The 23526-nt window shown below is 71.5% G+C and carries 10 protein-coding genes; 6 read left to right on the forward strand and 4 right to left on the reverse strand.

The window, feature by feature from the left end; all coding sequences use genetic code 11:
- Window positions 1-179: 179 nt before the first annotated feature.
- Window positions 180-500 carry a trypco2 family protein gene (locus tag ACWERV_RS13115; RefSeq protein WP_452932257.1) on the forward strand — a complete coding sequence of 107 codons (321 nt, stop codon included), beginning with the start codon at window positions 180-182 and terminating at the stop codon, window positions 498-500.
- 16 nt (window positions 501-516) lie between these two features.
- On the forward strand, window positions 517-4905 hold the full coding sequence (locus ACWERV_RS13120) for a hypothetical protein (protein ID WP_452932260.1): 4389 nt from the start codon (window positions 517-519) through the stop codon (window positions 4903-4905).
- 488 nt (window positions 4906-5393) lie between these two features.
- Here ACWERV_RS13120 and ACWERV_RS13125 read toward each other — a convergent pair whose 3' ends face one another.
- On the reverse strand, window positions 5394-6713 hold the full coding sequence (locus ACWERV_RS13125) for an MFS transporter (protein ID WP_452932263.1): 1320 nt from the start codon (window positions 6711-6713) through the stop codon (window positions 5394-5396).
- A gap of 75 nt (window positions 6714-6788) precedes the next feature.
- Between ACWERV_RS13125 and ACWERV_RS13130 the strand changes: the two genes are divergently transcribed.
- Window positions 6789-7697, forward strand: a complete 909-nt coding sequence (locus tag ACWERV_RS13130; protein WP_452932265.1) for a winged helix-turn-helix transcriptional regulator — start codon at window positions 6789-6791, stop codon at window positions 7695-7697.
- Between the two features lie 106 nt (window positions 7698-7803).
- Here the strand turns inward: ACWERV_RS13130 and ACWERV_RS13135 are convergent, their stop codons facing one another.
- Complete coding sequence (locus tag ACWERV_RS13135; protein WP_452932268.1) at window positions 7804-10980, reverse strand: hypothetical protein; 3177 nt, start codon at window positions 10978-10980, stop codon at window positions 7804-7806.
- 539 nt (window positions 10981-11519) lie between these two features.
- On the opposite strand from ACWERV_RS13135, the gene ACWERV_RS13140 reads away from it, so the two are divergent.
- A complete protein-coding gene (locus ACWERV_RS13140; protein ID WP_452932271.1) occupies window positions 11520-17909 on the forward strand; it encodes an RHS repeat-associated core domain-containing protein in 6390 nt (2129 codons plus the stop codon).
- Window positions 17910-17932: 23 nt separating this feature from the next.
- Complete coding sequence (locus ACWERV_RS13145; protein ID WP_452932273.1) at window positions 17933-18403, forward strand: hypothetical protein; 471 nt, start codon at window positions 17933-17935, stop codon at window positions 18401-18403.
- Window positions 18404-18410: 7 nt separating this feature from the next.
- Here the strand turns inward: ACWERV_RS13145 and ACWERV_RS13150 are convergent, their stop codons facing one another.
- Together ACWERV_RS13150 and ACWERV_RS13155 are read right to left on the reverse strand one after the other, a co-directional pair.
- Window positions 18411-19511, reverse strand: a complete 1101-nt coding sequence (locus ACWERV_RS13150) for an NADH:flavin oxidoreductase/NADH oxidase (protein WP_452932276.1) — start codon at window positions 19509-19511, stop codon at window positions 18411-18413.
- Between the two features lie 675 nt (window positions 19512-20186).
- The gene (locus ACWERV_RS13155) at window positions 20187-20519 is read right to left on the reverse strand and encodes a hypothetical protein (protein WP_452932279.1); all 333 of its coding nucleotides are present in this window, start codon (window positions 20517-20519) and stop codon (window positions 20187-20189) included.
- Between the two features lie 1855 nt (window positions 20520-22374).
- Between ACWERV_RS13155 and ACWERV_RS13160 the strand changes: the two genes are divergently transcribed.
- Entirely contained in the window at window positions 22375-22743 is a 369-nt protein-coding gene (locus ACWERV_RS13160; protein WP_452932282.1) for a hypothetical protein, read from the forward strand.
- Window positions 22744-23526 lie beyond the last annotated feature (783 nt).

The raw sequence follows: 23526 nt of genomic DNA on the forward strand, positions 1-23526 counted from the left end.
GGGAGGAATTCACGCATGTGAGGTCCATCGGGGTCTCGTGGCCGGCCTGCCCGGCAACAGGCTCCGGGCAACGGGATGGGGAGGATGCACGAGTTGCTTCCGGTTTCTGCCCGGACCCCTCCGTGCGGAGCCTGCGGCGTTATCTTCGTGTCCAAGGGCGGAGAGTATGGGGGGAACGCATGGCGGACGACGGTGTGTGGGTGGACGTGGCGGACGCTGTTGCCGCCTTGCGCCATGAACTGACCGCGGCCATGGCCGCCGCCGAGGAGCAGGCGCTGCGCTTCGAGGTCGCGGGGGTCGAGATGGAGTTCGACGTGGTGGTGCGCCGCAGCGGTGGCGGGTCCGGGGCGGTGAACCTCGGCGTCGTAACCCTCGGCGGGCAGCAGACGGTCGGGCGCGACGACCGGCACCGACTGCTGGTCAAGCTGAACCCCAGGGACGCCGTGACGGGCCGGGCGGTGGAGATCAGCGGCCGGGCCGACGACATACCGGCACACTGAGGTCCCGGCCCGGCCGATGGTTGTCGCTGAGGACCGTGTGGTCGAGATCTACGGGCTTCGGGAGGACGGTTCGTGGCGTAGCGGCTCCGGGTACGCGGTCGGCGGCGGCCTCGTCCTCAGCGCGGCGCACGTCATACGGGACCAGGGCGCCTGGAGCGCGGACATAAGGGTTCGCCGCTCCGGGACCGTGGACCTCTTCGTCGCCCACGTCCGCTGGGCGGGCGACGAAGACGCCGTGCTGCTGGAGGTTCGCGGCCCGGGGTGGGCGGGGCCGCGGGCCGTTCGGTGGGGCCGCCTCGTGGGCGCCGCGCCGCTCGTGCCCGGCGAGGCGACCGGCTTCCCCGAGGCGCAGCGCCTGCCCGACGGGGTCCGCGACACCGAGCAGGTGACGGGGACGGTCAACCCGGGGACCGGACGCAAGGCGGGCCTGCTCGCCGTCGACGTCGACACCGCGCCGCTGCCCTCCCGGCCGGACCCGTGGGGCGGCATGTCGGGAGCGGCGTTCCTGTGCGAGGGGTTGCTGGTCGCCGTGATCGTGCGGCACGCGACCGGGTTCGGCGGCCGCCGGCTGCTGGCGCTGCCCGCGGCGGCCTTCGTCCCGGACCCGGGTTTCGGGGATGCCGTGGAGCGCGCCACCGGTACCCGGCCCGTGCTCGAACCCGTGGAGTTCGTCAACCTGCTGCTGCGCGCCGACCCGCCCCGCTCACCCGCGGGTCTGCTCCGCGCGGAGAGCGGCGCCGTACGCTTCGCCGGTCGGCAGCGACTCCGACGGGACCTGTGGGACTGGTGCTCGACCGACGCCGGTTTCGCTCTGCGGCTGCTGGTGGGCCCGGGTGGGCAGGGCAAGACCCGCCTCGGTCTGCGGGTCGCGGCGGAGGCGCGCGACCGGGGCTGGGTCGCGGGCGTCCTGTCCGAGCGGGCGGGCACCGCGGAGGTGGCGCGGCTGGCGAGGCGCGGCGTCCCCACGCTGCTCGTCGTGGACTACGCGGAGAGCCGTGCCGAGCAGATCGCCGCGCTCGTGACCGCCGGAGGCATCTCGGACGTTCCGCTGCGCGTCCTGCTGCTGGCCCGCGCGGCCGGCGACTGGTGGCGGCAGCTTCTCGCGGCCACGCCGGGTCTGACGGCCGATCGTGTTCCGGAGCCGGAGCGGCTCGGGGGCCTCGCCGATGACGACGACACCGCGCCGGCCGCGTTGTGGGAGGACGCGGTCAGCGATCTGTCGGTGGCGCTCGGCGACGTCCGGGGGTACCGCTCGGCCGACCCGCCGCTCGTCGCCTCGATCGTCGCGACCGGCCCGCCCACCCCCGGTCCCGCCACCGTGTTGGAGATCCAGCTCGGCGCGCTGGTGGCGCTGCTGTCCGCCGTCGGGGAATCCGGCGAGCCCCAGGAGACAGCCGCCGCCTCGACGGTGCTGCTGCGGCACGAACGCCGCTACTGGACGGACGCGGCCCGATCCCGCGGCCTCGTCCTCGACCCCCGGACCCTGGAGGCGGCGGTGGCCGCCGCCACCCTGCTCGGCGCGAACGACGAGGGGCAGGCCATGGACGTCGTCCGCGGCCTGCCCGGTCTGCGCGACCAGCCGGAGGACCGGAGGACCGCGGTGATCTGGTGGCTGCACGAGACCTGCGGAAGCTCCACGCGCTTCTGGGAGGGCGTGCGGCCGGACGTGATCGGCGAGGATCTCGTCGGACAGGTGCTCACCGAGCGGCCGGACGCCTTCGGCGAGGTGAGCGGTAGGTGCGCGACCGACCAGGCCGAACACGCGGTCACCCTCCTCGCCCGGCTCATGGAGCGGCGGCCCGGTCTGGCGGACCGGGTGGACGGTCTCATCGCGGCCAACCTCGGGACACTCGGAGCGGCGACACTGGCCGTCGCCCCCCGGCTCGCGGACGACACACGCCTGGTCGCCCCCGTCGACCGGTTCATCAGCCGGGGCCCGGACGTCGACCCTGCCGTTCTGCGCCGCCTGGTGGCCGCGCTGCCGCAGGACGGCGGACCGTCCCACGACCGACGGGCGGCACGCGTCCTCACGCTGCTGGCCGGTGTCCTGGCGCAGGAGCTCCAGGAGCAAGATCACGTCGCGGAACTCGCCGTCACGCTGACGATGCTCGCCTCGCGGCTGAGCGCCCTGGGTATGACGGAACAGGCGCTGGGAACCGGCAGAAGCGCCGTGGACCTCTGGCGTCTCTACCGTGAGCCGGGTCCGGACGTCAGAGGCCATCTGGTCCGGGCGCTGCACAACCACGGGTTGCACCTGCACCGCGCGGGCCGGCGGAAGGAAGGGCTGCGCGCGGTCCGAGAGGCCGTCGGGCTCTTGCGGACCCTGGACGATCCCGAGCAGGACGCGGCGCTCGCCCGGGGGCTGACCAGCCTCGCCGCGATCGAGGCGTCGAGCGGTCGGCGGCGGCAGGCCCTCGCGACCGCCGGGGAAGCCGTCGCCCTGGTGCGTCGGCTGCCTGCCGAGGAGGCGGCGGAACTGGCTGTCGCCCTGCACATCCGATCGATGCTCCTGCTGGCGGAGCAGCAGGGGGATGAGGCCGCCGCGCTCCTGGACGACGTCGTGGCGAACTACCGCGGCGCCGCCGAGACCAGCGGTGTGGAGCCGGGCGAGGACGTCGCGACCGCCCTGCACGCGCAGGCGCAGGCGCTCGCCGTCATCAAGGACTTTCCGGCGGCCCTGGAGCTGGCCTCCGAGGCGGCCGCGATCAGACGACGCCTGCTGGCCGACGGGGCGAAGTCCGCCCGGGACCTCGCCGGAACGGAGGACCTGCTCGCGCGGATCCACGCCGTGGACGGCCGGCCGCGGGACCGCGAGGAGCACGCGCGCGAGGCCGTACGGATGCAGCGGGAAGCGGGTGGGGAAGGCCCGGCCGTCGCGGTGGACCTCGCGGACCGCCTGGTCGAATGGGGCGAGGCGCTCGCGATCCTGGACCGCTTCCCGGAGGCCAACACGGCCACCGACGAGGCGGTCGGCCTGCTGAGGGCCCTGCCCCTGCGGGACCGGTGGCGGAACCGGGGGCACCTCGTCCACGCGCTCGCCCTCACGGCTTGTCTGGCGGCGTCCTCACCGGTCCTGGACCCCGGGCGCCGGCACGTCGCCGTCCGTGCCGCACAGGAGGCGATCCTGCTCCGACGCCGGCCCTTCGGAAGGCGGAGCGGCCGGGCGCCGAAGCCGGAGGACGTGTGGTCCGCACTGGACCGGCTCCACGGGCTCGCCGACCGCGACTGGAGGGCGCATCACGCCCGCCGCCAGGCGTTGCGGCTGCTGGGGCGGAAGTCCGGTGCGCACCCCCTGGAAGACATCTACAGGGTCGCCGAACTCCGCAGCAGGGAGTCGCAGTGGTACGAGGATCACAAGCGATGGAGAAAGGCGGTGGCCGAGCAGGAACTGGCCGTCGCCGGCCTGCGAGCCCTCCATGACGCGGAGCCGGGAGCCTGGGGCGCCGAACTCGCAGGCCAGTTGGCCAACTTGGCCTGGCCGCTCGCCAGGTTCGACCTCGCCGCCGCACGCGGGTGCTTCACCGAGGCGGCGGGGCTCTTCCAGCAGGCTCTGGACGCCGACGGCACCGGGACGGACCTCCGTGCGGACTACCGTACGTTCCTCAACAGTTGGCTTCTGTTCGCCACCGATGTCGCAGACACCGAGCACACCCTCGTGGTGCTGGACACCACCGTGGAGTTCGCCTGGTCGGAACGTGTCGACACCCTGGAGTGGTACACCCGCTACCACCGGGCCTTCCGGTTGCTTGCCAACCATCTCGCCGAGGCGGGCGCGTCCGAGGACCTGGCCCGGCACACCGACCGGAACCGGGCCAGGGTCGGCGAACTCCACGAGGCCGGCTGGACCACGCCGGCCGAGGCGTTCTCCGTGCCGCCGCGGGAGGAGGACGACCCCGGCGGCTTCACCGCCTCAGCCTTCTGGAAGGCGAGGCGGCGACTCGCCGGCGACACCTTCCACCCGAGCGGGCGGCTGCCCGTCGACGTCCGCGTACCCCCGGCCCTGCGGCACCGGCGCCGGCTGACCGGTTACCCGCTGAGGCTCGTCGGACTGAGCCCCGGCCGCGTGACCACCTGGTCGAAGGCGCTGTGGGCGCCCGACCGCCGTCCGGTCGTCCGGCTGGGAAAGGCCACCGCCAGGGCACTGCTGGCCGTGACCTCGCTCGTCCTGGTCGCCGGCAGCCTGAGATACTTCGGCGGGGAGTGCCGTTCGATGGCGCACCATCTCTCGATCGACCTGAACCCTCTCGTGAGCGCCGCGATCGCCGTGCCGGTGGTGGCGGTCTCCTACCGGATCCGGTTGGCGATCACCTCACCCTTCGGCCGCGTGCTCGTCCACTACCTCGCCCTCATCGAATTCCTCTACGGCGTCGCGCTCATCGCCTACCTCGCGCGCCATGCGTCGTGAGGGTCGGCCGTCCCTCCTGTGCGGATCGGGACGAGCGGGCCATTCGTGTGGTTTCCGGTCGGCGATGCCCAGGCCCCGGCCCGGGGCCGATCTTGTAGCGGCAGCTTCGGGGCGCTTGCCCACACGCGAGGGGCTTCCCCGCATGTGCGCGAGCGGCGGTCTCGGTTCAGGGAACAGCGAGCACGGAAGGTGCCGCATCGGTGTCCGGCCACCGAACCGGGCGTGTCGCCAGGCACCGTTCAGGACATCGAGCGCGGCTGCTCCGGACCTGGGAGCAGGTCGGCCGCTCCCTCAGCTCGGGCCCGTGCTCGCCCTCCGGCGCCGCAGGCGATTGCGCGAGAACACCGTGCTCATCGTGGACGGAACCCTCCCCTCCGACAGTCCCGTGCGCTGCATGCGCGACGAGCGGGCCGAGGTCGGTCACAGCCGGGCCCCAGGTGTCGAAGGCGCTGAGCCAGGGCGGACGGCCTGGTCCTCGTGTCGCGCGGTCAGCGCGCGTCCTCCAGGCGGCGCACCCCGCGCAGCGGACCGGCCAGCAGGACACCGGGGGCGACGAAGGCGAGGGCGCAGACCAGCCACAGCGCCCCGCGGGTACCGCACGCGACGGATGCGGCCCCGGCGGTCAGGGCTCCGAAGGGGATGGCACCCCAGGACACGAACCGCACGGTGGCCATCACCCGTGGCAGGAGGTCCGGCGGTGTCGTGGTCTGGCGATGGGTGCGGGTCAGGATGCTCAGCACCACCGTGCCGGCGCCGAAGACGGCGCTGCCCGTGGCGAACAGCAGCAGACCCGGACCGCTGCCGGCCAGCGGCATCAGCAGCGCCGCGCATGCCGACGTGCCGCACGCCAGCAGCAGCGTCCGGGCGCTGCCGGCCCGTGCCGCCAGCCGTGGTGCCACGGCCGCGCCGGCAAGACCGCCCACTCCTTCCGCGGCCATCAGGACGCCCACCACCGCGGAGGGGGCGTGCAGGGTGCGCACCAGGAATACCGGGGTGAGCGCGGTGAGCCCCCCGCAGACGAAGTTGACGGAGGTCGCCATCGCGGCGCACGGCCCCACCGCGCGGTGCCGGACGACGTAGTGCCAGCCCTCCCGGATCAGCACGACGGTCGACGGCCCGGCCCCGGGCACGGTGCCGGAGCCGGAGCCGGGCCCGCCGCGTCGGGGCAGTGTCCGCAGCAGGGCCGCCGAGGCGAGGTAGCTGACGGTGTCGACCACCAGGGTCGCCGCCGCGCCGAGGGCCTGTACGAGGACTCCGCCCAGCGACGGCCCGGCCAGCTGCGTCACCGAGACCGTACCGGAGAGCAGGCTGTTGCGCGCCGTCAGCTCCTCCTTGGTGACGACCGACGGCAGGAACGTCGCGTTGCCCACGTCGAAGACGACGCTCGCCAGTCCCACCAGCAGCGCGACGGCGATCAGTTGCCCCAGCGACAGGACCCCGCACGCTGCGGCCGGCGGCACCGAGCCGATCGCCGCTGCCCGCAGCAGGTCCATGGCCACCTGGGTCTCCCGCAGCGGCAGCCGGTGCACCAGCACGCCGGCCGGAAGACCGATCAGGATCCACGCGGCGAAGCCCGCCGCCGTGATCAGGCTGACCTGGAAGGCGTCCGCTCCGAGCACACCGACCGCGAGGAGCGGCAGCGCCACGGTGGTGACCGCGTCACCGGCGCCGCTGATCGCCGAGGCGGTCCAGTACCGCCAGAAGACGGGCGCGCTCCGGCGCCGCCGGGCTCTGTCACCGCGGTGGCTGCCCGCGGCCGCCGGTCCCCCACCGGCGCTGTGGTGGTCTTGTGTCACCGGCCCGGACATCGCCAGCCCCCCTAGTCAGTCTCTAATGGAGACTCACTATAGGGGGTGCGTGGACGCCGGTGGCAAGCTGGGAGCATGCGCAACCCGAGAGACGTCGACCCGCACTGTTCCATCGCTCAGGCGCTCGCGGTCGTCGGCGACTGGTGGACGCTGCTGATCGTGCGTGACATCGCGGGCGGCACGCACAACTTCGACGCGCTGCGCACCGGGCTCGGCATCAGCCGCAAGGTGCTCTCCGAGCGGCTGACCGCCCTTGTCGGTGACGGCGTCCTGGAAAAACGGCTCTACCAGGCGCACCCCCCGCGCCACGCCTACCACCTCACCCCCACCGGTAAGGGCCTGCTCCCGGTCCTGGTCGCGCTCCAGGACTGGGGCGGCCGGTACGTGATGGGCGACGGCACGCTCACCGCGACCACCCCCGTCGACTCCGTCGAGGCCCGCCGGGTGCACGAACTGGTCGGCAGCCGGTTGCCCGCCTTGGCGCTGCCGGCCGCGCCCGGCCCCGGCACTCCCGCCGAACTCGACCCGGTGGGGGAAACCCCGTGGACCGTGCTCTACTGCTTCCCCGGTGCCTACGCGCCCGGCGCCGCGGGCCACCCGCCCGGCTGGGGTGACATCCCCGGCGCCCCCGGCTGCACCCTGGAGTCGTGCGCCTACCGCGACCGGCTGCCGGAGTTCGCCGCCCGCGGCGCCCGTGTCCACGGCGTCAGCACCCAGCGACCGGACGAGCTGGCCGCTTTCGCCGAGCACGCCCGCATCCGGTTCCCCCTGCTGTCCGACGCCGCCCTGCAACTGACGGCGTCACTGCGGCTGCCGACCTTCCGGGCCGCCGGCACGGACCGCCTCAAACGCCTGACGCTGCTGCTGGACAGGGACCGCACGGTACGCGGTGTGCTCTACCCGGTCCCCGACCCCACCGGCTCCGTGGCCGACGCCCTGGCCCTGATCGACCACGTCACGGCAACCGATCCCGGACGGCCTTGAGCCAACCGTCACCTGACGTTTCCGAGGCCCCCGGCCGTCCCGCGCCGCAGGCCCGCGGTCCTGGTCCCCGGCGCCTGGGCCGGTGGGCGGGACCGCGGGAGGCGGGCTAGAAGATGCCGGTGATGACGCTGCTCCATCCGCTGGTGCCGACGAGGTGCGGTGTGCGGTGCCAGGTCGGACCGCCCGGGTAGAACAGCAGGCAGCCGGAGGGGCAGGTGGTGGTCTGACTGGCGCCGGCGTCGTCCACGTAGGAGACGGTGGCCGTGGAGCCGGCCGGTGTGGTGGCCCAGAAGTCGCCGTATTCGCTGCCGGCGGTGGGCTGGAACTGCTTGTAGGCGACGGGGGTGCCGTCCTCGTCGACGGTGCCGCTGATCACCGTGCCCTGGACGTTGCCGGGCGAGGTGAGCAGCGGTCGGTTGGCCGGGTCCCAGCCGGGGTCGCCGTACAGGACGCGGGTGCCGAGGGCGTAGCCGTGGGTGCCGTCGGCGTTCGTGGTCACCCGGCCCGGGTAGAGGAAGAGCTGGCCGGTCGAGGGGCTGCGGGCGACGAGGTCGCCGACGCCGTCCCCGTTCTGGTCGCCGACGGCGAGGTCGGTGTAGCCCTGCCAGCCGCCGCTGCCGATCTCGGTGGGAGTGGTGTCGAACGGCCGCCCCTGGACGGGGCCGCCGCCGGCGGCCTGGGTGCCGCTGTAGAGGAAGAGCTTCGCCTGGGTGCAGGGCCGGGTGCCGTCGGTGCACTCGATGGTGACGAGGTCGTCGCCCGGGTTCTGGTCGATGTTCCCCGGGGCGATCAGCTGGAGGACGTTCGCCCAGCTGCCGCCGATACGGTCGGGCAACTGCGTGCGGGTGGAGTACATCGGCTGCCCCAGGCCGTCGCCGGGGTAGAGGTAGAGGTTGCCGTCGCCGAGGCGGACGACGAAGTCCTCGTAGCCGTCGGGGGCCGCGGTGGGGCTGGTGAAGCCGGCGAAGTCCCCGCGGTGGGCGACCAGCGCGCCGGTCCAGCCCGCGTTGCCGACGGTCCTGGCCGCGGCGACCCTGCCGGTGCCGTCGCCCGCGTAGAGACGGAGCTTGCCGTCGGTGTCGCTCGCGACGAAGTCGGTGTAGCCGTCGCCGGTCAGGTCGCCGGGCAGGTCGGCCGTGGCCAGTCCGGTGTCGGGGCTCCCGGGGGCCGCGTAGACGTGCTCGGGGGTCTGGGTCGGCAGACTGACGGTGTCGCCGGGGCTTCCTGCGGCGCCGTCGTAAGGGGAGTGGTTGCCGGCCAGGTCGTAGGCGATGACGTGCAGGGTGCTCGCCGGCCAGCCGGTGGGGGTGACGGTGACGGTCGCGGTGTGGTTGCTGTCGGCCGCCGCCCAGATGCCGTTGGAGCAGCGGGTGCCGGACACCGACAGCGGGCGGTCCAGGAGGTAGCAGAAGCCGGCCAGGTCGCTTGCGGGGTTGCTCAGCTTGAGCTGCCGGGCGGTGCGTGCCGGGGTCTTCGCGGTGGCCGGGTCGGCGCCGTCGGCGGTGGTGACGGTGACCGTGGCGGTGGGGCCCTGGCGGTCGACGGTGAAGGTGCAGTTGAAGAAGAAGGTGGCCGGTGTGCCCTCGTCGTCGGTGACGTTGGGGAACCAGTGGTAGGTGCCGCTGGGCAGGGAGCCGGACGGGACGGTGACCGACGCGGTCTGGCCGCTGGAGACGGTGTCGGAGTGCGGGCTGAAGTTCACCTTCGCGCCGGTGGCGTCGCTGGTGACCTGGAAGTCGGTGGTGACCTTGCCGCCGTCCTTGTCGGTGACCTTGGTGGTCAGGGCGATCCCGCTGTTGCCGATGATCCCGCCGCAGCCGATCTTCTTGTTGCCGTCGCCCGCCGGGTTCCAGCTGCCCTCGTACGCCGCCACCGAGTCCAGGGTGGGCGCGTAGTTGTAGGTGACCTCGAGGGCCGGGTTGTTCTTGAACCGCTTGAAGCTGTTCTGGTTGTACTCGTAGCCGTCCGCGGCCTTGAGCGCCAGCACGAGGGTGCCCCAGCTGTTGGCCGCGGCCTGCTTGACGTAGTCGGTCAGCGCGGTGCTGCGGAAGTCGTGGCCCTGGTTGCCGGGGCAGTAGGTGGGGTTGCTGTGGGCGAAGGAGTCCGAGTCCAGCTTGGCGGCCAGCAGCGAGGCGCTGGTGTTCCAGGTCGGGGTGGTGGTGATGCCGCCGGAGGACCACAGCTCGGTGGCACCGGCAGCCGCCGGGTCGCATCCCCAGGAGTGGGTCTCGGTGACCGAGAAGGTGGCGTCGGTGACGGTGGCGCCTTCCAGCCCGTTGGTGTTCATGGCGAAGAAGGAGCGGGTGGCTCCTGACCCGTTGTAGCCGACGCGGGGCTCGTCGGCCGGGTTGTCGGAGTGCCAGCCCGAGCCGTTGGGGTAGTCCTCGGTGGGGTAGGCGGAGTAGACCACCGCCCACTTCTCGACGTGGCCGCCGGTGAAGGGCGGGTCGATGACCAGCGGGAAGCGGGTCGCCTGCGACAGGGCGGCCGGGTCGGGGGTGAGCGTGAGGGTGCTGCCGGTGACATCGGCGGCGACCGCGGCGCTCTCGGTGTTCTGCGGGGCGGCCTGCGGTGCTGCCCCGGCCAGGTCCCGGGGGGCTGACGTGCGGGCCGCCGGGCCTGCCGGATCCGCCGGGGCCTGCCACATCCTCGGGTGTGCGGCGCTGAAGACGGTGGTGCCGTCGGAGTCCTTGGCGACGAGGTTGTCGCCCTCGTCGTCGTCCAGGGTGACGCCTCGGGTGGAGACGCCGAGCTTGATGCTTCTGACGGCCGGGTCGGCGGCTGCCGCCGGGGTGTTGACGATGAGCTGCTCGGAGAAGCCGTCGACCTCCGCGACGACCCTCAGGTCCACGTCGGGCAGCACCGCGGGGTAGACGGCGGTGCTGCCGTCCAGCACGGGCGCGGGCAGCGCCGTCGGCCACGTCAGGGAGAGCTGCTTGCCGCCCTTGGTCATGGTGGCCAGGGGGCCGCTTCCGCCGCCGGAGAAGGCGATGCCGAAGACCGGGGAGGCCGGGCCGACGGTCCCGTCGCCGCGGTCGACCAGGGTGGGGTCGGCCCTGCGCCAGGTCCCGCCGAGTTCCGACCAGACCGGCGTCGAATACTGACGGCGCGTCAGGGAACCGTCCGGGTTGGCGAAGACCTCCGCCGACTCCTCCCTGCGCTCCACGACCTCGACCCGGTGCCCGGTGGAAGCGGCCTCGGCGAATGCCTCCGAGTCGTATTCCGCGCTCTGGGACTGCGAAGGTGCGGCTTCTGCGGCCGCCGCCGAAGCGCCGGCCGACAAGGCGGTCGCTCCAGCCGCGGGAAGTACCAGAGCGAGAAGCAGCGCACCGTAGCGGCGTCTTTTCCGGGGCAGGTTGCCTGAACGTGGCATGGAAAGTCCTTCGTGGTCAGTGCACAGGTCCGGGGCAGGCTATTCGACGGGCTGTCTTTTCACCTAGGAGTTCTGTGAAACCGGGCTTGCGGATGCCCGCCGAGGCACGGAAAGTGGAATACGCAAGTCCGAATCACGCCTGGTGGGGCGGGTCCTTTGCGGCACCTTGGGGGAGGTTGACAGGTAATCGCGACCCTTGAAGGAGATTGCGCCGTTCCCCGCGCTCGTGCGGACGGGCGGAAGGCGTAATTACGTCAATCCCCGAAAAAGGCTTGTGCACGGCCGACGGGTCGGGTTGGATCCGCATGACTTTACTCGCGGCTTAGGTTTTCTTGGGGTGGGGCGTGACTTCGAGTCGGCGTTGTTTTGGCCTGTTCCCCTCTCGGGTAGGGCTTCGTGTGCGGTGGAAAAGCCGCCGCGGGTTCACGGCCGCTGCTCTTTCGTCGGCGTTGGCGATTTCCCTGCTCGCCGCGCCGGCCTGGGCGGCCGCCGCACCCGGTTTCTCGGTGCGCGCCGCGCAGAAAGCCACCTCCGTCAGCGGCGCCGATCTGCCGGTCCAGAAGAAGCAGGCGGCGCCCGCCGTGCACAACTGGTCCCCGGGCACCGTGCGCTGGCCGTCCGCGGGCCAGGCGGACGTCGATCTGCCCGGCGCGCGGAGCGGCACGGCGCCGCCGCCGCCCACCGCGGCCGGCACCCTCCCGGTCCGGCTCGAACGCGGCACCGTCGCGGCCGGGACCGCGCAGAAGCAGAACACGACGCGGGACCCGGCACAGAACACGGCAGGACCGGCGGCCCGTGCCCGCGTGTCCGTGGCGGACCGCGCCACGGCCGAGCGGGCCGGCGTCGACGGGATCGTGGTCTCGATCGCGCGGACCGACAGCGCACCCGTCGCGGTTCCCACCCAGGTGCAGGTCGACTACTCGTCCTTCCGCGACGCCTACGGTGCCGACTGGTCCTCGCGCCTGCACCTGGTGGTCCTGCCGCCCTGCGCCCTGACCACCCCGGGCGCGGCGGACTGCCGTACCGCCACCGCGCTGCCCACCGCCAACGACACCGCCTCCCACACGCTGACCGCGACGCTGAGCCTGCCCGACGCGCGACAGGCCGGCGCCACCGTACTGGCCGCCACCGCGGGCGACAGCGGGTCCGACGGCTCCTTCAAGGCCACCTCGCTCGCCCCGGCCGGCTCCTGGTCGGTGGGCGGCAACTCGGGCGGGTTCGCCTGGAGCGTGCCGCTGACCGCCCCGCCGGTGCCCGGAGGGCTCGCGCCCAAGATGGAGCTGACGTACAACTCGTCGGGCGTCGACGGCCGTACTGCCTCGACCAACAACCAGTCCTCCTGGATCGGTGAGGGCTGGGACTACTCCCAGGGCTTCATCGAGCGCAGCTACGCCTCGTGCGAGAACGACAAACAGGGCGGCAACAACACCGCGAAGGTCGGCGACCTGTGCTGGAAGTCGCAGAACGCGACGCTGTCGCTCAACGGGTCCGCGAGCGCCCTGGTGTGGGACGCGGGCAAGAAGGTGTGGCGGATCGCCACCGACGACGGCTCCCGCGTCGAGCAGATCTTCAGCCCCACCCCCAACGCGGCGGCGGGCGCGGGAGATGACGACGACGAGTACTGGCGGGTGACGACCAAGGACGGCACACAGTACTGGTTCGGGAAGAACCGGCTGCCGGGCTGGAGCGACGGCGACGCCGAGACCAACTCCGTCTTCACCGTCCCCGTCTTCGGCAACAACACCGGCGAGCCCGGCCACGCCTCCAGCTTCGCGTCCTCGGCCGCCAACCAGGCCTGGCGCTGGAATCTCGACTACGTGGTCGACCCGCACGGCAACGCCATGGCGATGTACTACACCAAGGAATCCGGCTACTACGCCGAGAACATGAAGGCCGACAAGCCGGTGAAGTACACCCGGGGCGGCTACCTCAACCACATCGACTACGGGCTGCGCGCCGGTACCGTCCCCAGCACGGCGAACCCCGCGGGCCGCGTCACCTTCGGCGTCGCCGAGCGGTGCCTGGCCTCGTGCACCACCTTCGACCACGACCATGCCGCCAACTGGCCCGACGTGCCCGTGGACCTGGACTGCACAGCCACCACCACCAGCTGCCTTCAGAGCAGCCCGACGTTCTGGTCCCGCAAGCGGCTGACCGACATCAACACCTTCGCGCTGTCCGGCAGCACGATGACGCCGGTCGACACCTGGACCCTGAGCCAGTCCTTCCCGCCGACCGGCGACACCTCGAGCCCCACCCTGTGGCTGGACTCCATCCAGCACACCGCCAAGGCCGGGGCGCTGGCCGACATCACGATGCCCAAGACGACCTTCGGCAACGACGGTGTCCCGATGGCCAACCGGGTCAACGCGGCCGAGGGCCGGCCGCCGCTGTACAAGTACCGGCTGACGAAGATCACCAACGAGACCGGCGGGCAGACCCTGGTCACCTACAGCCCCGCCGACTGCACACCGGCCTCGCTGCCCACCGCGCAGGACACCAACAACCGGCGCTGCTACCCCGTGTGGTGGACACCCGACGGGGCGGTCGACCCGGTCAAGGACTGGTTCCACAAGTACGTCGTCACGCAGGTCGTCGAGGACGACACCACCGCCGGCAGCGGCTCGGCCTCCAAGACCACCACCTACCAGTACAGCGGCGGGCCGAACTGGCGGCGCGACACCGGCGAGTTCACCGTGGACAAGCAGCGCACCTGGAGCGACTACCGCGGCTACAGCACGGTACGCACCCTGGTCGGTGCCGCCAACCGCACGCAGAGCGAGACCAGTTACTTCACCGGCATGTACGGCGACACCATGGCCGACGGCAGCCCGCGCCCGCAGATGTTCGTCAACGGGGTGCCCGACCGCGAGGACTTCGCCGGCCGCCCGGCCCAGACCCGCACCTACGACAAGGAGAACGGCAAGGTCGTCGCCAGGACCACGTACGTCCCCTGGCAGTCCGACGCCACCGCCACGCAGTCCGTCACCGGCATCACCGACCCGGACAAGCCCACCGTCCCGGGCCCGTCCCTCCCGGCGAGGACCGCGCACTTCTCCGGGACCGCCACCGAGACCTCCGGCACGCTCATGGACGACGGCACCTGGCGCGACGAGGTCGTCAGCCGCACCTACGACCCGGTCTACGGCCTGCTCACCGCGGAGGCCGACGCAGGCGACCCGGCCGACCCGGACGACAGCCGCTGCACCCACACCAGTTACGTCACCCCGGACACGACCAACTGGCTGATCTCCTACGCGGCCGAGTCCACCACGCTCAGCGCCGACAGCTGCGACCACTTCCTCTACGGTGACGACGTCACCGGCAGCACCCGCACGTACTACGACGGCAAGGCGCTCGGCGAGGCGCCCGACCCGGGCAAGGCGGACAGCGTCAGGGTCGAGCAGGCGGCGGCCCTGGACGGCGCGCACACCCTCACCTGGGACACCGTCTCGCAGTCGGACTACGACTCCTACGGGCGGGCGGTGTCGGCGAGCGGCCAGGACGGGCAGGCCACCACCACCGTCTACTCCCCGTCGACCGGCGCCCAGCCCACCTCGGTCACCGTCACCGACCCGGCGCACCACCGGACCGTCACCGTCCAGGACGGGCTGCGCGGGCTGCCGCTGACCACGACCGACGCCAACGGGAACACCACGACCCTGCAGTACGACAGTCTCGGCCGCGTCACCAAGGGCTGGAGCCCGGGGCGCGCCACGAGCGCCGACCCCAACGTCACGTACACCTACGCCCTGTCCAACACGGTGCCCACGGCCGTGACGACCAAGCGGCGCTACGAGAACGGCACGTGGGGCACCTCGACCACGTGGTACGACTCCCTGCTGCGCCCCCGCCAGACGCAGGCGGACGCGATCGGGATCACCGGCAGGACGATCACCGACACCTTCTACGACACCCTGGGCCGCGGCTACCGGACGAACAACGCGTACTACAACAGCAGCGCGGTCAGCAGCGTGATGTACACCGTCCCCGACAACCAGGTGCCCAGCGCCACCCGGACCGACTACGACGGCCGCGGCCGTCCCACCGCCGTCGTCACGCTGTCGCTGAACGTCGAGAAGTGGCGCACCACCACCACGTACGGCGACACATGGACGGCGACCCTGCCCGTCGCGGGCGACACCCCGACCCTCGCGATCGACGACATCCACGGCCGCACCGTCGAGCGGCGCGAGTACAAGGACCGCAACCCGGTCATCGGCGCCGCCCGCAGCCAGTACGAGCGGACCGTCTACGCCTACGACAGCGCCGACCGGCTGACCAAGGTCACCGACAACTCCGGCCGGAACACCTGGACGTACACCTTCGACCTGCGCGGACGCCAGACCGCCGCCGGCGACCCCGACGCGGGCGCCTCCAGCACCACTTACGGCACCGACGGCCGGGTGGCCACCACCACCGACGCCCGCGGCATCACCCTGGCCCGCACCTACGACGTCCTCGGCCGCCAGACCAGCCTGCGCACCGGCAGCGCCACCGGCCCCAAGCTCGCCGAGTGGACCTACGACACCGCACCTCACGGACTCGGGCTGACGGCCACGACCACCCGCTACGACACAGGCGTCACACCGGCCGCGGCCTACACCACCACGGTCACCGGCTACGACACCGCGGGCCAGGCCACCGGCAGCACACTGACCGTCCCGTCCGTGGCGGGCGAGGAGAAACTCGCCGGCACCTACACGACGGCCACCACCAGCACCCCCGTCAACGGCCTGCCCCTGACGACCGCGTTCAGCACCGGCAACACCAACGCCGGCACCGCCCTGCCCGCCGAGACCGTCACCGACCACTACGGCGCCCAGGACCAGCTCGCCCTCGTCGACAGCGATCTCAACCAGGCCTACCTGCGCGGCGCCAGCTACACCGAGTTCGGCGAACTCGCCCAGGCCCAACTGGGCAACCTCGGCACCCTCGTCGTCCAGACCCTCACCTACGAGACGGTCACCCGCCGGCTGGCCACCAGCGTCGTGGACCGCGAGACGTCAGGACCGCAGACGCTGTCCGACATCAAGTACACCTACGACACCGCGGGCAACCTCACCCGCGTCCGCGACGACCAGAACGACGGCACCGTCGTGGACGACCAGTGCTACGCCTACGACTGGGCGCGCCGCCTCACCGACGCCTGGACCACCGGCGACGGCTGCACCACGAAGTCCGCCAACGGCACCGGCACCCCCAACCTCGGCACCACGGACCCGTACTGGACCAACTGGACCTTCACCGACAGCAACGACCGGGCGGTCGAGACCCGGCACAAGGCAGGCCCGGTCACCGCCGACGCGACCAGCGCCTACGCGTACCCGACCACCTCGGGCGCCGCCCAGCCGCACGCGGTCCGCACCGTCACCACCACCAGCGCGGGCACCACCACGGCCACCGGCTACCAGTACGACGCCGCGGGCCACCTCACCCAGCAGGCACCCTCGGCAGGCCCGGCACAGGACCTCACCTGGACCCCCGAGGGCAGCCTCGCCACCTCCACCACCGCAGGAGCCGGAACCACCAGCTTCCTCTACGACACCGCGGGCACCCGCCTGGTCAAGCGCGAGCCCACCGCGACCACGCTCTACCTCCCCGGCGGCCAGGAACTCGTCCTCACCAAAGCCACCGGCACGGTCACCGGCACCCGCTACTACAGCGTCCCCGGCGGCACCGCCGTCCGCACCAGCTCCGACGGCAAGGTCCGCCTGCTCGTCGCCGACCCGCACGGCACCGACACCCTGTCCGTCAGCGCCGCCAACCTCGCCTTCAACCGCCGCAAGACGCTGCCCTACGGCGCCGCCCGCGGCACCGCCCCCGCCCTCTGGCCCGGCCAGAAGGGCTTCGTGGGCGGCGACACCGACCCCACCACCGGCTTCACCCACATCGGCGCCCGCGACTACGACCCCACCACCGGCCGCTTCATCAGCGTCGACCCGCTCCTGACCCTCGACCAGCCGCAGACCATCGGCGGCTACGCCTACAGCGCCGACAACCCCACCACCTACAGCGACCCCACGGGGACGTACACCTGCCGCAACGGCCACGAGGGGTGCGACGAGCACGGCAACACCTGCAGCACCGACTGCAGCGCGGAGGCGACCCAGATGGGCGACTGCGTGCACACCGAGTGCTCGCCGAGCACCGTCAACCAGAACCCGGAGGCGACGATCGAGGAGCAGCGCGCGGCACGCGACTGCGGCGGCAAGTGCGTACCGGCGGGGACGACACCCCTGGACCCGATCCTCGGGATCATCCCCGACTCCAGGGCCACCCACCAGTACAACGACGCCTTCGACGCCGGTGTGGCCTGGCTGTGGGGTCTCGAGGGCGACGAGTACTACTACGGCGGTGACCTGCTCACCAAGGTGCTGGCGGAGGACGACCCGATCGTGCGGGCGCGGAACCAGCTGATCAACATGGGCATCGACGCGTTCGTCGGCCCGCGGCAGGAGCAGGTCGCCATCCACTACAGGGACACCGGTCCCGATCCCGGCCACCCCTGGTACACCCCCCGCGGGGCGCTCAACAACATCCGCGGCGCGGCCTCGGACCTGCTGGGCGCGACCACCAGGGGACACCTCGGCCACAAGAACTCGGCGAAGTCATTCCTCGGCAGCTACAAGGGCTATGCCAACATCGTCCCCGGCGGCGACGTGGCACCCGGGATCATCAAAATCCACTTCCACATCGAGAATCCCGCGGACTGGAACTCCTTCACCCATGTCATTCCGCGAGGGTGGGACTCGTGGCTCCGCGGTCCCGGCCATCTGCAGAACATCACGTTCGACTGGACGGAACAGCTGCCGCTGGCATGCGTCAACATCAAGTAGCCGAGTGGGAAGAGTGTGATCCGGTGAAGCGTGTCCCCCGTGTGCGGGTCGCCTGCGTGCTGGCCGTGGGCGCCGTCCTCCTGGCGGCCTGCTCCGACTCGGGCTCGTCGGCGAGGATCGACGGTGACGGGCTGGCCGGCACCTGGACGTCGGGGAAGGGGGCCGCGCTGACGATCGAGAAGACCCCGCAGTCCTTCTCCGCCACCGGGCTCAAGGTCGACGCGTCCGCCTATCCCGACTGCACGGGCGAACTGGACGACGGGGGCTGGGAGTTCTACGACGAGCACGGCCTGACGTCACCGGCCGCGGGCTCGGGCACGCAACTGGTGCTGGCCTTCCCCGCCGGCCGGGGACGGCAGAGCAGCTCATGCTCGGTCGACGTCGACGTCCGCAAGAAGTCGGGCAAGCTCATGCTGTGCATCAGCGACTACGCGGACTCGACGTGCGACTCGGGTATCTACTTCACCAAGCAGGACGGCACCCCGGCGAAGTGACGGCGGCCTACGAGCGGTGGTACTGCTGCGGCACGAACGGCTCGGCGCCCAGCTCCTCCGCCGCGTGCCGGGCGAAGTACGGGTCGCGCAGCAACTGGCGGGCCAGCAGCACCGCGTCGGCGCGGCCCGAGGCCACGATGTCCTCGGCCTGCGCCGCCCCGGTGATCAGGCCGACCGCGGCCACCGGCAGGCCGGCCTCCTCGCGTACCCGCTCGGCGAAGGGCACCTGGAAACCGGGGGCCGCCGGGATGCGGGCGTCGGGGGCGTTGCCGCCGGTCGAGACGTCCATCAGATCCACCCCGCGGGCGGCCAGCTCCTTGGCGAAGGCCACGGTGTCGTCGCCGGTCCAGCCCTCGCGGTCGTCGTCCGCGTTCTCGCTGAGCCAGTCGGTGGCCGAGATCCGGTAGAGCACCGGCAGCTCCTGCGGCCAGGCAGCGCGCACCGCCTCGACCACCGCCAGCGGGAAGCGGGTGCGGTTCTCGAAGGAGCCGCCGTAGGCGTCGGTGCGGCGGTTGGTGTATGGGGAAAGGAACTGGTGCAGCAGGTAGCCGTGGGCGCCGTGGATCTCGACGGCCTGGAAGCCGGCGGCCAGCGCCCTGCGGGCGGCGGCGGCGAACTGTCCGACGATCTCCCGTATGCCGTCCTCGGTCAGCTCCTCGGGCACGGTCGAGGCCGGCGTGAAGGGCAGAGGGCTCGGGCCGACCGGCGTCCACCCGAGCGGCGCGTCGGGCGGGATCGGCGCCCCGCGGTCCACCCACGTGCGCTCGGTGGACGCCTTGCGGCCGGCGTGGGCGAGCTGGATGCCGGCGACGGCGCCCTGCTCCTTGAGGAAGGCGGTCACCCGGCGGAAGGCCTCGACCTGCGTGTCGTTCCAGATGCCGAGGTCGTAGGGGGTGATGCGGCCCTCGGGGCTCACCGCGGTGGCCTCGGTGAGGATCAGGCCCGTGCCGCCGGCCGCCCGCGAGGCGAGGTGCGTGAAGTGCCAGTCGTTCGCGACGCCGGTGTCCGCCCCCGTGGGCGCGGCGCTGTACTGGCACATCGAGGCCATCCAGACGCGGTTGCGCGCGGTCACCGACCGAAGGGCGTACGGCTTGAACAGCTTGGACATGGGGGGTCTCCGGGGGGAAGGGGCCGCTGGTTCCTGCGCCCATAATACTTGCACGAGCAGGTATATGCTCACGCATCGATCGACGTGACGTCCGCCACCGGGACGGCCACCGGGCTCTGCCCCTCCCAAGCCGACGCCCTACCGGCCTGCGACTTCCTCAGGACCGTCATCCTGACCGCGGCGCGGCTCCGCCTCTCCCCCGTGATCGAGCACGCCGGCCGCCGAATCCGAATCCTCGGCGCCTCCGCCCACCACCGCTTACCGCTCACCGCCCACCGCCCACCGCCCACCGGACCGCTGCGACGGTGCTGCGGGTACGCAGTAGCCCGTCGCGGTGCCCGGCGCGGAGGATCTCCCCGCTCTCGTCCAGGCCGAGGGCCGTCAGACCGATCTTCGACGACCGCCTCGGCCTTGTCGCAGCGACACCACGGACCGTCCACGTCGGCGGCTGTCCGTCGTGGAGCACCTCGCAGTCGGCGGCCACGAGGCGACCGCAGGGAGCGAACGCGTTCGTTGGTACGGGATTCGGCGTGGCCCGCACAGGCCGTCGGCCGCACCACGGCAGCACGGAGTCTCCCGGCCAACGGGGTGGTGAAGCCCGGCAGAGCCGGAGCGCGGCCCTGTTCCGCGCAGCCTGGGCTGTCTTCCGTCGGCATGACGCCGTGCGTGCCATCTTCAATAAACGCAAGCGGCGGTGTCGCTGTTGTCGCGTGTGGTCACCATGGTGGCCACACCACTACGGTGTCGGGGAAGCGCCGCCACGGGTGTGCCGTAAGTGAGCTTGGTGAGTTCCGCGGTGTCGGCAAGGGGCGCATTGAAAGCGTAGAAGAAAAATTTGCGGCGCACACTGGCGGCGTCACCGACGATCGATTTCGCACTTCTCCACTCATCGGCATTGACAGCATCTACTATTACGTTTGCGATGTAATACTGATTGTTGTCCTCGCTGCGAAAGGCAACCCACGTTCGGTACCCGGCGGGGGCGTGCCCGGTTCCCCGTACCGACACACAGCGCGGTATCAGATCACCGGGCGGTCGGATAAAGGCGAGATCCGCGCTGTGACGAGAGGATTCCGGCTCCGCGGAAACTGCGGCACGGGAGGGGGCCAGACTTGTCGACGGCCATGACCGCGGGACCTGCTGAGGCGAGTGCAAATGGACGTAGATCCCGGTGACCGCTGACGCGATCCCTGCGGCAGCCCCTAAGGCGCTCCATGTGTAGATCCTCAACCCGAAACGTCGCGCCTCAGCTCGCGGCAGCCGCGGCGCACTGCCCGGCGCTCCAGGAGACGAGTGAGAACCTGACGTTCCGCCCGTGGCCTGCTGTGTCATATCGGGCCGAGCGCCGACGCCAGGATCTGGGGTGGAGCTACTCACCGTTCCCCCTCGGGTAGACGCACCTGCACTTCCCGCCAGTTTGAAGGTGCTTATTCTATCGATGCAACGGCCTTCAAGCCCGACACTCTCCGTCTTTTGGCCAGAAGCCCAGCCACAGCTGCGGCGGCCCTTCGGGACCTAGCACTTCAGTCGCGCTTCTCCATCAGCGCGCGATACCCATGACGGAAAGGGGTCGTCGCCAGTCGCGGGCGGCGTGACACGGTCATCACCGCCGACGCGCTCCACACCCAGCACGCGACGGACTACCCGGCCGGCATCGCGGCCGGCGTGCGGATCCTCGGCCGGACCTGGAACGAGCTCAAATCGATGAACATGAACGTGAACAGCGGCGTCTGCACCGACACCTCGCAGAACGGCGGCCTCAGCGGAGTCGGTCGGCTGAACAACCCCGCCGACCCGACCTACATCTGCGACCGCCACCTTTCCCGCCTGCGAGCTACGCTGATGCCGCCACCTGCTGGTTCCACGGCTCGGCGGAATGGGGCGCCGACGACTCCCAAAACACTTCTGTCCCGGGACACTCACCTCACCGCCGACAACACGTCCCGTGCCAATTCAAGTAACGGGGCCCTGGCATGCACGGTGAGGCCAGGGAATGGTGATCAGCCGTGCAGTTTCGACCGGCCTGTCCGACCGTGCCGGACGCGCTACGGGAGTTCGAGGCGCACCACAACTCCCACCGGCCGCGCCAGGACGTCGTCAACGCCCGCCCGCTCGACCCGCAGGCGGTTCCGCTCACCGATCCAGAACCGACCACCGCCTCGACATACGAGAACACGACCGCCCCGGCGACGCTGAGTTCACCTGCACGTGCTGCGGGGAGGGTTGGGCCCGGGACCAGCCGCAAGAGGCACTGTTCATGCTTCCACCGGGAACCGCCGGGGAACTGCGGGTGCAGGTCGAGCGCCTGGACGCGGTGCTCCTTGGGCGAACGCACCACGAGCCGACGGCAGAGCCGGGGTTGGCCTGGTGGCATCGCAGGTGCTGACAGCACCCACGCCACTCTCCACATCGTCGGCTCTTACATGACGAGAGCCTGCCCCGATCGATCATCTGACCATCCGATGGTCTGGTCGTCGGCCGGGTATGGGTCGGGGCGACCCGACAGACGCGGAGTGGGAACGGCTTCGGCCGTTCCTGCCGGTGGGCAATGGCCGGTGCGGGCCTTGGCGGGACCACCCCCAATCGACTGGGACATCGCAGTGGACTCCACCGTGGTGCGCACACACCGCCACGCGGCGGGAACCCGCACCGCACCGCGAAAAACAGGTTACAAACAGTCAGATTGCATGTAGGCTACCGCAAGAGGCATGGCCCCAGGTCATATAACCTCGCGAAAAGCACAGGTGATTCACCATGAATGCGGGAAACTGACGCACAATCGCGAAGAATTCGGGAGGGGTATCTCGTGATGAATCGCACCGGCGCTGGGTCGTCCCGGCGTGCACAGAGCAAGACTCGGGGGATGAGTAAAGTTCGGCTGGGTGTGCTGTCGAGTGTGGTGGCGGGTCTGGTAGGCGTGAGCGGGATGCTTGCAACAGCACCGGCGCAGGCTGCCGAGTCCTGCAACAGCACGCGCGTGTGCTTCTGGCTCACCGACAACACGATCAGGAACATCGACCCGGGGGCCTTTTTCTACCCCTGTAGCTACGGCCCGGCCTACTTCCAGGCCACCGACGATCTCACCCAGGCGCGCAACCGGTCGACCACCGCGCTGTCCGTGTTCCTTTACAAGGGATCCGGGGTGTTCGCGGAGGTCAGTCAGCTGGACCCGGGCGACACGATCCAGTACACCGCAGGTGCTACCTACGCATTCTGCATCGCAGGCCAGTAACAGCGGAAACGCCAGGCACGGTCGGGCCTCATCGTAAGTTCCGGCCCTGCCGTTGCCATTCGCGATATTTCCGCCGCTGATACCTGGTCAGCTCGGCTGGAATCGTGCTTGTCCTTCCAGTGCCGTGCTGCGTCGGGAAGTGGTGGCCGGAGAGAATCGCTCCTCGGCTTGTCGGGCTGGAGCACTCGCGCAACACAGCACCGTGCCCGCTGCGTGAGGCGCCGGCCTCAATGGGGCTTCTGGCAGCCGGGGCGGGGTTGCGGTACCGCAGCCTCGCCCCGGCGTTTCCTCAGCCTGGACTTCCTCGACTCACGGGCGACTTCCCCGAACGGGCGCGGCAGATCCTCAAGGCCTCGCCAGCCGCTCCGGAGAAAGCACCACCTGCTGCTCCTGGCCGTCGTTCACGTCGCCCGGGTGGGCGAGCTGCATCTGCCCGTACAGCGCCGCGGCTCACCGCTCCGCGTGGACGGACCAGGTAGGCAGCGCCGGGGGCCTGGAGACCTGTGCGAGTAGGCGCCCGGCGCCGCCGGGCATCGCTCATCCGCGTGGGCCTCGATCACATGCCTGCTCCCGCAGGTCGGCCGGGCGGCGGCCGCCAGCTCCGCCTGGGCGGCATCATCCGTGCCGGGGTCGTAGACCGTGCCCGGCCCGCCGCAGCCAGCAGCTGCTCGATGCGCTCCCGCTCCGGGAGCTCCGCGCGGGTCGCGCGGGTCGTCGGCCAGGTCCTCGTGCCAGGAGTCCTGCCGGGCGAAGAGGCGCGCGTCGTCCAGAGCGGCCGCGACC

Source organism: Streptomyces sp. NPDC004031 (assembly GCF_053604375.1).

Excerpts from the sequence above, each read along its gene's own strand:
- ACWERV_RS13115 (WP_452932257.1), top strand. The coding sequence starts at position 180 with ATGGCGGACGACGGTGTGTGGGTGGACGTGGCGGACGCTGTTGCCGCC.
- ACWERV_RS13120 (WP_452932260.1), top strand. The coding sequence starts at position 517 with ATGGTTGTCGCTGAGGACCGTGTGGTCGAGATCTACGGGCTTCGGGAG.
- ACWERV_RS13125 (WP_452932263.1), bottom strand. The coding sequence starts at position 6,713 with ATGTCCGGGCCGGTGACACAAGACCACCACAGCGCCGGTGGGGGACCG.
- ACWERV_RS13130 (WP_452932265.1), top strand. The coding sequence starts at position 6,789 with ATGCGCAACCCGAGAGACGTCGACCCGCACTGTTCCATCGCTCAGGCG.
- ACWERV_RS13150 (WP_452932276.1), bottom strand. The coding sequence starts at position 19,511 with ATGTCCAAGCTGTTCAAGCCGTACGCCCTTCGGTCGGTGACCGCGCGC.
- ACWERV_RS13160 (WP_452932282.1), top strand. The coding sequence starts at position 22,375 with ATGAGTAAAGTTCGGCTGGGTGTGCTGTCGAGTGTGGTGGCGGGTCTG.